Below are 11,646 nucleotides of genomic sequence, written 5' to 3'. Positions count from 1 at the left end.
CCGGTGCCCGTCCGGGCGGTGGCCCCGGTGGCGGTGGCTACCGCGGTGGTCCCGGGCGGCCGTGGCGGCACCCAGGGTGCCTTCGGTCGCGGTGGCGGCAAGCGCAAGCAGCGCAAGAGCAAGCGCGCGAAGCGGGCCGAGTTCGAGCAGATGCAGGCGCCGTCGATCGGCGGTGTCATCGTCCCCCGTGGCGACGGCTCGACCGTGGTGCGCGTGCGCCAGGGCGCCTCGATGACCGACTTCGCGGACAAGATCAACGCCAACCCCGCGTCGCTCGTCACCGTGCTCTTCAACCTCGGTGAGATGGCCACGGCCACGCAGTCGCTCGACGAGGAGACCTTCCAGCTCCTCGGCGCCGAGCTCGGCTACGACATCCAGATCGTCTCGCCCGAGGAGGAGGAGCGCGAGCTCTTCGACTCCTTCGACATCAACCTCGAGATCGGGGTCGACGCCGAGGACGAGGAGGACCTGGCGGCCCGTCCGCCGGTCGTCACCGTCATGGGTCACGTCGACCACGGCAAGACGCGTCTGCTCGACGCGATCCGCAACGCCGACGTGGGCTCGGGCGAGGCCGGTGGCATCACCCAGCACATCGGCGCCTACCAGATCCACACCGAGCACGAGGGTGCGGACCGCCCGCTGACCTTCATCGACACCCCCGGTCACGAGGCCTTCACGGCCATGCGTGCCCGTGGTGCCAAGGTCACCGACATCGCGATCCTCGTGGTCGCGGCCGACGACGGCGTCATGCCGCAGACCATCGAGGCGCTCAACCACGCCCAGGCTGCGGACGTGCCGATCGTCGTCGCGGTCAACAAGATCGACGTCGAGGGCGCCGACCCGGCGAAGATCCGTGGTCAGCTCACCGAGTACAACCTCGTGGCCGAGGAGTACGGCGGCGACACGATGTTCGTCGACGTCTCCGCCAAGCAGGGTCAGAACATCGACACCCTGCTCGAGGCCGTCCTGCTCACCGCGGACGCGGCGCTCGACCTGCGGGCCAACCCCGACCGGGACGCCCGGGGTGTCGCGATCGAGGCCAACCTCGACAAGGGCCGTGGTGCGACCGCGACCGTCCTCGTCCAGTCCGGCACGCTGCACGTCGGTGACGCGATCGTCACCGGCTCGGCCTTCGGTCGCGTGCGCGCCATGCTCGACGAGCACGGCAACAACGTCGACGAGGCGGGCCCCTCCCGTCCGGTCCAGGTGCTCGGTCTCTCCTCGGTCCCGCGGGCCGGCGACACCTTCGTCGTCGCCCCCGACGACCGGACCGCGCGCCAGATCGCCGAGAAGCGTGAGGCGGCCGACCGTCAGGCCAGCCTGGCCAAGGCGCGCAAGCGGATCAGCCTCGAGGACCTCGACCAGGTCATCGCGGCGGGCAAGATCGACACCCTCAACCTCATCCTCAAGGGTGACGTGTCGGGGTCGGTCGAGGCCCTGGAGGACGCCCTGCTGCAGATCGACGTCGGCGACGACGTCGACCTGCGGATCATCGACCGCGGCGTCGGCGCGATCACGCTCAACAACATCAACCTCGCCATGGCCTCGGACGCGATCATCATCGGCTTCAACGTCCGCGCCGAGGGCCAGAACGCCGAGGTTGCCGAGCGCGAGGGCGTCGAGATCCGCTACTACGGCGTGATCTACCAGGCCATCGAGGAGATCGAGCAGGCGCTCAAGGGCATGCTCAAGCCGGAGTACGAGGAGGTCGAGCTCGGCTCGGCGGAGATCCGCGAGGTCTTCCGCTCGAGCAAGTTCGGCAACATCGCCGGTTCGATCGTCCGCAGCGGCGAGATCAAGCGCGGCTCCAAGGCGCGCATCACGCGCAACGGCGTGGTGCTCACCGAGGGCCTCGAGCTCACCGGTCTGCGTCGCTTCAAGGACGACGTCACCGAGGTCCGCGAGGGCTTCGAGTGCGGTATCAACCTCGGCAGCTTCAACGACGTGCAGGAGGGTGACCTCATCACCACCTACGAGATGCGCGAGAAGCCGCGCGACTGATCTCGTCGGACGCACGACGGGTCGAAGGGGGGGTGGGCAGCGCGAGCTGCCCACCCCCCTTCGCCGCGCCCGGGGCCGTCGCTCCCGCCGTGCCGGCCCGATGCCCACTAGGGTTGGGGTGACCACACCCACGACTTCAGGGGAGCCTCAATGAGCACGCCTCCTCCTCCGCCCGGCAGCGGAGGCAACCAGCCCTACGACCCGACCGGCCAGGGCTCGACGCCCGGCCAGCCGCCCGCCTACGGCTCCCAGCAGCCGCCGGCCTACGGCCAGGGCCAGCAGTACGGCTCCGGCATGCCGCCGCAGGCGCCGCCGCCCGGCGGTGGCCTCCCGCAGCAGGGCGGCAGCAACAACGGCCAGATCCTGTCGATCATCTCGGTCGTCACCGGTGTCCTCGGCCTGTGCTGCTGCACCTGGTTCATCTTCTCGATTGCCGCGGTCGTCCTCGGCTTCTTCGGCATGAAGGAGTACGACAAGACCGGCCAGAAGAAGACGCTGGCGCAGGTCGGCATCGGCCTCGGCATCGCCGGCATCGTCATCGGGATCATCTACTGGATCCTCATCGCCACCGGCGTCGTCGACTCGAGCTTCGAGTACTACAGCGACTTCTGATCGACACCCGCGCGACGCCCCCGGCACGATGGTGCCGGGGGCGTCGCGCGTCGCATACGGTGGGACCGTCCCCACCCAGCCCCTCACGGAGGTGTGCCATGGCCGACCCGGCCCGCGCCCGCAAGATCGCCGACCGCATCCAGGAGCTCATCGCGGCCAACCTGCAGCAGGTCGTCAAGGACCCCGACCTGGGCTTCGTGACGATCACGGACGTGCGGGTGACCGGCGACCTGCAGCACGCCTCGGTCTTCTACACCGTCTTCGGCGACGACGCGCAGCGCGAGCGCAGCGCCGAGGTCCTCGAGGCCAACCGCGGCAAGCTGCGCTCCTTCGTCGGCAAGCAGCTCGGGATCCGGCTCACCCCGACCTCGAGATCATCCCCGACGCGCTGCCCGAGAATGCGTCCCACATCGACGACCTGCTGCGCTCGGCGCGCGAGCGCGACGAGGACCTCGCCCGCTCGCGCAGCGACGCCCGGCCCGCCGGTGAGGCCGACCCCTACCGGACCAAGGACGCCGACGACGAGGGGACCTCCCCGGCGTGAGCGACGGTCTCGTCGTCGTCGACAAGCCGGCCGACTGGTCCAGCCACGACGTCGTCGCCCGCAGCCGGCGGCTCTATCGCACCCGCAAGGTCGGCCACGCCGGCACCCTCGACCCGATGGCCACCGGCGTCCTCGTCCTCGGTGTCGGGCGGGGGACCAAGCTGCTCACCTTCCTCGTCGGCGCGGACAAGGAGTACACCGCGACGATCCGCCTCGGTCAGGCGACGATCACCGACGATGCCGAAGGGGAGATCACGAGCGTCGGCGAGGTGGCCGGGGTCGACCGGGCCGCGCTCGACGCGGCCATGGGGCGGCTCACCGGTGACATCCAGCAGGTGCCGAGCGCGGTGAGCGCGATCAAGGTCAAGGGCGAGCGCTCCTACGCCCGCGTGCGTGCCGGCGAGGAGGTCGACCTGCCGGCGCGGCCGGTCACGGTCTCCCGATTCGACGTGCTCGACGTGCGCCCCGCTGATGCCGACGGCCACCCGGTGCTCGACGTCGACGTCGTCGTCGAGGTCTCGTCCGGGACCTATGTGCGCGCACTCGCCCGCGACCTCGGGGCCGACCTGGGGACCCACGGCCACCTCACCGCGCTGCGCCGCACCCGCGTGGGCGGGCTGACGCTCGAGCACGCCCACACCCTCGACGAGCTCACCGCCCTGCGCGAGAGCGGGGGAGAGGACGCACAGCTGCCGCTCACCCCGCTCGCCGACGCGGCCCGGGCGGCTCTCGTCACCCGTGAGCTCACGGCCGACGAGGCCCGCGCCCTCGGCTACGGGCAGCGCGTCGAGAGCGCCGAGCCCGGCCGCACCGAGCCGGTCGCCGCCCTGTCGCCGGAGGGCGAGCTCGTCGCCGTGCTCGACGAGAGCCGCGCCCGCGCGCGAGCCCACGTCGTCTTCGCCCCCGCCAGTTCGTAGAGTGTCCTCTCGTGCAGCACTGGACAGCCCCGAGCGACACCCCGCCGCAGCTGCGGCCGTGCGTGGCGACCTTCGGCAACTTCGACGGGGTGCACCGCGGCCACCGTGCGATCCTCGACGAGCTCAGCCGGCAGGCGCGCGAGCGTGACCTGCCCGCCGTCGCGGTGACCTTCGACCCCCACCCGGTCGAGGTCATGCACCCGGAGCGCGCGCCCGAGATCATCTCGCCCGGCCCGCTGCGCGACGAGCTGCTCGAGCAGGCCGGGGTCGACGGGCTGCTGTCGCTGCCCTTCACCATGGAGTTCGCGCAGACGAGCGCCGTCGACTACGTCGTCGACACCTTCGTCACCGGGCTGCAGGCGCAGTGCCTCGTCGTCGGGGCCGACACCAAGGGCTTCGGCGCCGGCTACACCGGTGACGTCGAGCTGCTGCGTCGCCTGGGCGAGGAGCACGGCTTCGACGTCGTCGTCATCGAGGACCAGGGCGAGACCGAGCGCTGGTCCTCCTCGGCCGTGCGCGCCCACCTCGCCGCCGGCGAGACCGCCGAGGCCGCCGCCATCCTCGGCCGTCCGCACCGCGTCGTCGGCACCGTCGTCCACGGCCACCACCGCGGGCGCGAGCTCGGCTACCCGACCGCCAACCTCGGCGCCGACAGCCTCGGGCTCGTCCCGGCCGACGGCGTCTACGCCGGCTGGCTCATCCGCCTCGACCGGCCGGAGGGCGACCCGGAGCGTCGCCTGCCGGCCGCCATCTCGGTGGGGACCAACCCGACCTTCGACGGGCAGGTCCGCGTCGTCGAGTCCTACGTCCTCGACCGCACCGACCTCGACCTCTACGGCGAGCGGGTGGCCGTCGACTTCGTCGGCCACGTGCGCCCGACGCTGCGCTTCGAGTCCATCGACGAGCTGCTCGTGGCCATGGCGCGCGACGTCGAGCGCACCCGCGACCTGCTCGACCTCTGACGCCGGCCGTGCCCGAGCCAGGTCGGCGTGGTCGGCTCGCGCGGCAGCTGCTGCGCTCCGACCTCGTCCTGCTCGCCGCGGCGCTCATCGCCTCGGGCCTGGGCGCCGTGCTCGTCCACTCCGCCACCCGGGCCGACGCCGGCTCCGCCTATCTCGTGCGGCACCTGCTCAACCTCGCCATCGGGCTGCTCATCGCCCTGGCCGTCGTCCGGCTGGACCGGGCGGCGCTGCGGGCGCTGGCCCCCTTCGTCTACCTCGCGGGGATCATCGGTCTCGCCCTCGTGCTCACCCCGCTCGGCTCCGAGATCAACGGCTCGCGGTCGTGGATCCAGGTGCCCGGGGGCTTCTCGATCCAGCCGAGCGAGATGGCCAAGGTCGGCCTGTGCGTCGCCCTGCCGATGCTGCTCGCGCCCGCGGCGGAGCGCCGTGACCGGCCACGGCCCCGCGAGGTCCTGCTCGCCGGGCTCGTCACGGCCGTACCCGTGCTGCTCGTCATGGCCCAGCCCGACCTCGGCTCGGCGCTCGTGCTCGTCGCCTCGCGCTCGGCGTGCTCGTCGTCTCCGGCGCCTCCTGGCCCTGGCTCGCCGGGGTGCTGCTCGCCGGCGTCGCGGCGGTGACCGCGGCCTTCACGACGCCCCTGCTCAGCGCCTACCAGCGTGACCGGCTCACCGCCTTCCTCGACCCGAGCACCGACCCGCTCGGCATCGGCTACCAGACCCAGCAGGTACGACGGGCGATCGCCGGAGGTGGCTGGGGCGGGCAGGGACTGCACGCCGGCGACCTGACGAGCTCGGGCGCCATCCCCTTCCAGGAGACCGACTTCGTCTTCTCGGTCGCGGGGGAGGAGCTCGGCTTCGTCGGTGCGGCCTTCGTCGTCTGCCTCCTGGGGCTCGTCGTCGCCCGCATCGCCCTGGCGGGCACGCGCAGCGACGACCCCTTCGTCCGGCTCGTGTGCTGGGGGGTCGCGAGCTGGTTCGCCGTCCAGTCGGTGGAGAACATCGGGATGAACCTCGGCCTGCTCCCGGTGACCGGCCTGCCGCTGCCCTTCCTCTCCTACGGCGGGTCGTCGATGTTCGCCTGCTGGGCGGCGATCGGCCTCGTCGTCGCCGTGACCCGGGAGGAGAGGTCCGCCACAGGTCGTGGACCGGCGCGACCGCGCGGGTGACGATGTCGCCGTGCAGATCCCGACCTTCCAGACCCTGTCCAAGGACCTCGGCGCCACCGCCCTGCGCCGCGGGCTCAACCTGTGGCCGCCCTTCCTCGCGGCGAGCGTCAACGTCGACCGCATCTCGCCCGACTTCCGCGAGTTCGACGTCTCGCTGCGGATGCGCCCGTGGAGCCGCAACTACGTCGGCACGCAGTTCGGGGGATCGCTCTTCGCGATGTGCGACCCGTGGTGGATGCTCGGCGCCCTGCGCAACCTCGGTGGGGACTACATCGTGTGGGACAAGGCGGGCGAGATCGACTTCGTCAGCCCCGGCCGCACCGACGTGAGCACGAGCATCCGGCTCACCGACGAGCTCCTCGACGGGATCCGGGCGGCGACCGCCGACGGCTCCAAGCACCTCGTGTGGTGCGACAACGACGTCGTCGCGCCCGACGGAACCCTCGTCGCCCGCTATCGCAAGCAGCTCTACGTGCGGCGCAAGCCGGCCTGAGTGCCCCCCGGCCGGGCCGCCGCGCCGGGCCGTTGGTTACCAATCGGTCACTGTCCGGACAGGGCAGTGACACCGCCCGCCCTCGTGGGAGAAGATGCGCGCACCACCCGCAGCCCACGAAGGAGTGGACTTCCCGTGCCTGACCCCATCCCCTCGCGCGCGTCCGACGAGGTCTTCGACGCCAGCGTCTTCACCCACCGCGCCCCCTCCGTCGGTCACCTTCTGCGTGACCGCATCGCCGCCACACCCGACACCACCGCCTACTCCTTCCCCTCGGGCATCGCCTGGGGGGAGCTGACGTGGGCCCAGCTGGGGGAGCGGGTGTGGGCGCTCGCCGCGGGCCTCGTCGACCTCGGCATCCAGCCGGAGGACCGGGTCTCGCTCGCCTCGAGCACCCGCATCGAGTGGGTGCTCGCGGACTACGCGATCATGGCCGCGGGCGCTGCGACGACGACGATCTACCCGACGTCGATCAGCGACGACGTCGCCTTCATCATCGCCAACTCCGGCTCCCGCGTCGTCGTCGCCGAGGACGCCGAGCAGGTCGCCAAGCTGCGCGAGGTCCGCGACGCGATCCCCGACGTCATGACCGTCGTCGCGGTCGACACCGAGGGCGTCGACCTCGACGACTGGGTCATCTCTTTCGAGGACCTCGAGGAGCGCGGTGCCGCCCTGCTCGCCTCCGAGCCGGGCGTCGTCGACACCCGCATCGACGGCACGGGTCCCGAGTCGCTCGCGACGATCATCTACACCTCGGGCACGACCGGCCGGCCCAAGGGCGTGCGCCTGCTGCACCGGACGTGGACCTACCAGGGCGCGGCGATCCGCTCGACGGGGATGCTCACCGCCGACGACGTGCACTACCTGTGGCTGCCGCTGTCGCACGTCTTCGCCAAGGTGCTGCTGCTCATCAGCACCGACGTCGGCATGCAGACGGCGGTGGACGGCCGGATCGACAAGATCGTCGACAACCTCGGCGAGGTGCGCCCGACCTTCATGGCCGCGGCGCCGCGGATCTTCGAAAAGGTCTACGGCAAGCTCTCCCTGTCGATGCAGGAGGAGGGCGGTGCCAAGGCGAAGATCTTCGACTTCGCGTCCGAGACCGCCCGCGCCTACTCCCAGGCGATGTCCGAGGGCCGCTCCCCGGGCGTCGCGCTCGGCCTCAAGCACAAGGTCGCCGACAAGCTCGTCCTGAGCAAGGTGCGCGAGCGCTTCGGCGGTCGGGTGCGCTTCTTCATCTCCGGCTCGGCGGCGCTCAACACCGACATCGCCCACTGGTTCAACGGCGCCGGCCTGCCGATCCTCGAGGGCTACGGCCTCACCGAGACCTCGGCGGCGGCGACGGTCAACCGGCCCTACGCCCTTCGTGTGGGGACCGTCGGCTGGCCCAACGTGCAGACGGAGATGAAGGTCGCCGAGGACGGCGAGATCCTCGTGCGCGGCGAGCACGTCATGCAGGGCTACCACGACAACCCCGACGCGACCGCCGAGGTGCTCACGGACGACGGGTGGTTCCACACCGGCGACATCGGCGAGATCGACGCCGACGGCTTCGTCAAGATCACCGACCGCAAAAAGGACCTCTTCAAGACGAGCAACGGCAAGTACGTCGCGCCCTCGCTCATCGAGTCGACCTTCAAGGGCCTGTGCCCCTACGTCGGCCAGCTGCTCGTCCACGGCGAGAACCGGCAGTTCGTCTCGGCCCTGGTCACCCTCGACGAGGAGGCGATCCAGCCGTGGGCCCAGGCCAACGGCCTCGAGGGCGCGAGCTACACCGAGATCGTCTCCTCGATGCAGGCCCGCGACATGGTCCAGTCCTACGTCGACGAGCTCAACGCGGGCCTCAACCGGCACGAGCAGATCAAGAAGTTCCACATCCTCGGTCGTGACCTCACGGTCGAGGACGGCGAGCTGACGCCGAGCCTGAAGCTGCGCCGCAAGGTCGTCGCCGAGAAGTTCAAGGCCGACATCGAGGAGCTCTACCCGAGCTGAGTGGTCGCGTCGTCCGGAGGGAGGTCCGGTCCATGGCGTTTGGGACAGCCGCGGACCGGACCTACCCTTGGGGTATGTCCGGTGAGTCGATCTTCCCTGCCCTGGAGCCCCTGCTCGAGCAGGTCAGCAAGCCCATCCAGTACGTCGGGGGCGAGCTGAACTCCACGGTCAAGGACTGGCACGTCGGTGGTCACGGCCCCGACGGGCAGGACCTCACGGTCCGCTGGGCCCTGATGTACCCCGACGCCTACGAGGTCGGCGTGCCCAACCAGGGCGTCATGATCCTCTACGAGGTCCTCAACGAGCGCCCCGACGCGCTCGCCGAGCGCAGCTATGCGGTGTGGCCCGACATGGAGGCCCTGCTGCGCGAGCACGGGCTGCCGCAGTTCACCGTCGACGGGCACCGCGCGATCGGCGACTTCGACGTCTTCGGGCTGAGCTTCTCCACCGAGCTGGGCTACACCAACATGCTCACCGCCCTCGACCTCGCGGGCATCCCGCTCCACGCGGCCGACCGCGGCGACGAGCACCCGATCGTCGTCATGGGCGGGCACGCGTCCTTCAACCCCGAGCCGGTCGCCGACTTCATCGACGCCGCGATCGTGGGCGACGGCGAGGAGGCGGTGCTCACCGCCACCGACATCATCGGCGAGTGGAAGTCCCAGGCGCCGGGCGCCGGGTCGAGGTGCTGCGTCGCCTCGCCGCGACCGGCGGCGTCTACGTCCCCGCCTTCTACGACGTCGACTACCTGCCCGACGGGCGCATCCAGCGCGTCGTGCCGAGCGAGACCGGCGTGCCGTGGCGGGTCGACAAGCACACCGTCATGGACCTCGACGCCTGGCCCTACCCGAAGCAGCCGCTCGTGCCGCTCGCCGAGTCGGTGCACGAGCGGATGAGCGTCGAGATCTTCCGCGGCTGCACCCGCGGCTGCCGCTTCTGCCAGGCCGGCATGATCACCCGCCCGGTGCGCGAGCGCTCGATCACCGGCATCGGCGAGATGGTCGAGCGGGGCCTCGAGGCCACCGGCTTCGAGGAGGTCGGCCTGCTCTCGCTCTCGAGCGCCGACCACACCGAGATCGGTGACATCGCCAAGGGCCTGGCCGACCGCTACGAGGGCACCAACACCGGCCTGTCGCTGCCGAGCACCCGCGTCGACGCCTTCAACATCGACCTGGCCAACGAGCTGACCCGCAACGGTCGCCGGTCCGGCCTGACCTTCGCCCCCGAGGGCGGCTCCGAGCGCATCCGCAAGGTCATCAACAAGATGGTCACCGAGGACGACCTCATCAAGACGGTCTCCGCGGCCTACGGCGCCGGCTGGCGCCAGGTGAAGCTCTACTTCATGTGCGGCCTGCCGACCGAGACCGACGAGGACGTCCTCCAGATCGCCGAGGTCGCCAAGCGCGTCATCGAGACCGGTCGCCAGGTCGCCGGGCACAACGACATCCGCTGCACCGTCTCCATCGGTGGCTTCGTGCCCAAGCCGCACACCCCCTTCCAGTGGGCCGCGCAGCTCGGCGCCGAGGAGACCGACGAGCGGCTGCACAAGCTGCGCGACGCGATCCGCGCCGACAAGCGCTACGGCCGGTCCATCGGCTTCCGCTACCACGACGGCAAGCCGGGCATCGTCGAGGGCCTGCTCTCGCGCGGTGACCGCCGCGTCGGCCGGGTCATCGAGCAGGTGTGGCGCGACGGCGGTCGCTTCGACGGCTGGAGCGAGCACTTCTCCTACGACCGCTGGATGTCGGCCGCCGAGACCGCTCTCGAGGGCACCGGCGTCGACGTCGCCTGGTACACCAACCGCGAGCGTGAGGAGTCGGAGGTCCTGCCCTGGGACCACATCGACTCCGGCCTCGACAAGGAGTGGCTGTGGCAGGACTGGCTCGACGCCGTCGACGAGACCGAGGTCGACGACTGCCGCTGGACCCCGTGCTTCGACTGCGGCGTCTGCCCCCAGATGGGCACCGACATCGAGATCGGCCCCACGGGCAAGACGCTGCTGCCGCTCACCGTCCTCGGGGCGGGCAAGCAGGAGATGGTCCGCCCCTCCTGACCGCCCTGCGGGCCCCTCGACCCCGACGACGGACGAAGGGGGAGAATGCCCGACATGACTGCGACGCCGACGACCGCGACGCCGACCGTGCTCACCGAGGCGCTGCGGCGCGAGGGCGTCGCCGACGCCCGCACCGACGCCCTGACGATCGGCATGTACGCCACCGACGCGGGCATCTACCGGGTGCCCCCGCGGGCGGTCGTCTTCCCGCGGCACACCGACGAGATCGCCGCGACCCTCGCGGTCGCGCGTGAGCTCGGCGTCCCGGTGACCACGCGAGGGGCCGGCACCTCGTGCGCGGGCAATGCCGTCGGCCCGGGCATCGTCATCGACACCGCCCGCCACCTCGGCCGGGTCCTCGAGGTCGACCGCGACAGCGCGACCGCCCTCGTCGAGGCGGGCACGGTGCACGCGACGCTGCAGGCCCGAGCCCGCGAGATCGGGCTGCGCTTCGGCCCCGACCCGAGCAGCCACAGCCGCTGCACCGTCGGCGGCATGATCGGCAACAACGCCTGCGGCAACCGCGCCCTGGGCTACGGCCGCACGAGCGACAACGTCGTCGGCATGGAGCTGCTGACCGCGGCGGGCACGGCCCTGTCCGCGACGACGGGAGTGGCGGGGGGACCCCCTTCGCTCACCGGGGACGACGCCCTCGTCGCCCGCCTGACACAGCTGGCCGACGACCACCTCGGCACGATCCGCACGGAGTTCGGCCGCTTCGGCCGGCAGGTCTCGGGCTATGCCCTCGAGCACCTCGCCCCCGAGCGCGGCCGCGACATCGGCCGCATGCTCGTCGGCTCCGAGGGCACCCTCGCCGTCGTCACGCAGGCGCGGGTGCGGCTGGTCACCGACCCGGCGGCCACCTGCCTGGCGGTCCTGGGCTTCCCCGACGATCTACGCCGCCGGC

Annotated in this window: 6 protein-coding genes and 4 pseudogenes; all 10 read left to right on the top strand. The window is 71.5% G+C overall.

Annotated elements, in window-relative coordinates; translation table 11 throughout:
• Positions 1-2,001, top strand: a pseudogene (gene infB / locus AC2W7J_RS09800) (translation initiation factor IF-2); the annotation flags it as partial.
• Between the two features lie 150 nt (positions 2,002-2,151).
• Complete coding sequence (locus AC2W7J_RS09795) at positions 2,152-2,613, top strand: DUF4190 domain-containing protein (protein WP_427802588.1); 462 nt, start codon at positions 2,152-2,154, stop codon at positions 2,611-2,613.
• A gap of 98 nt (positions 2,614-2,711) precedes the next feature.
• Positions 2,712-3,157: pseudogene (gene rbfA, locus AC2W7J_RS09790) on the top strand (30S ribosome-binding factor RbfA).
• Complete coding sequence (gene truB, locus AC2W7J_RS09785) at positions 3,154-4,074, top strand: tRNA pseudouridine(55) synthase TruB (RefSeq protein ID WP_485982235.1); 921 nt, start codon at positions 3,154-3,156, stop codon at positions 4,072-4,074. Before rbfA ends, truB begins: the two are co-directional and overlap by 4 nt.
• A gap of 11 nt (positions 4,075-4,085) precedes the next feature.
• Entirely contained in the window at positions 4,086-5,036 is a 951-nt protein-coding gene (locus tag AC2W7J_RS09780) for a bifunctional riboflavin kinase/FAD synthetase (protein WP_485982234.1), read from the top strand.
• A gap of 8 nt (positions 5,037-5,044) precedes the next feature.
• A pseudogene (locus tag AC2W7J_RS09775) lies at positions 5,045-6,201 on the top strand (FtsW/RodA/SpoVE family cell cycle protein).
• 10 nt (positions 6,202-6,211) lie between these two features.
• The gene (locus tag AC2W7J_RS09770; RefSeq protein ID WP_255185859.1) at positions 6,212-6,694 is read left to right on the top strand and encodes a DUF4442 domain-containing protein; all 483 of its coding nucleotides are present in this window, start codon (positions 6,212-6,214) and stop codon (positions 6,692-6,694) included.
• A 135-nt stretch (positions 6,695-6,829) separates the two neighbouring features.
• On the top strand, positions 6,830-8,686 hold the full coding sequence (locus AC2W7J_RS09765; protein WP_485982233.1) for an AMP-dependent synthetase/ligase: 1,857 nt from the start codon (positions 6,830-6,832) through the stop codon (positions 8,684-8,686).
• A gap of 74 nt (positions 8,687-8,760) precedes the next feature.
• Positions 8,761-10,739, top strand: a pseudogene (locus AC2W7J_RS09760) (TIGR03960 family B12-binding radical SAM protein).
• Positions 10,740-10,793: 54 nt separating this feature from the next.
• Positions 10,794-11,646, top strand: an 853-nt coding sequence (locus AC2W7J_RS09755) for an FAD-binding oxidoreductase (RefSeq protein ID WP_485982232.1), incomplete at its 3' end; no start/stop codon positions are given.

The sequence above is a fragment of the Janibacter sp. CFPM2_SD2 genome, from assembly GCF_057364645.1.
Note: the sequence above shows the minus strand (reverse complement) of the source record. Positions and strands in the feature narration are given on the sequence as shown.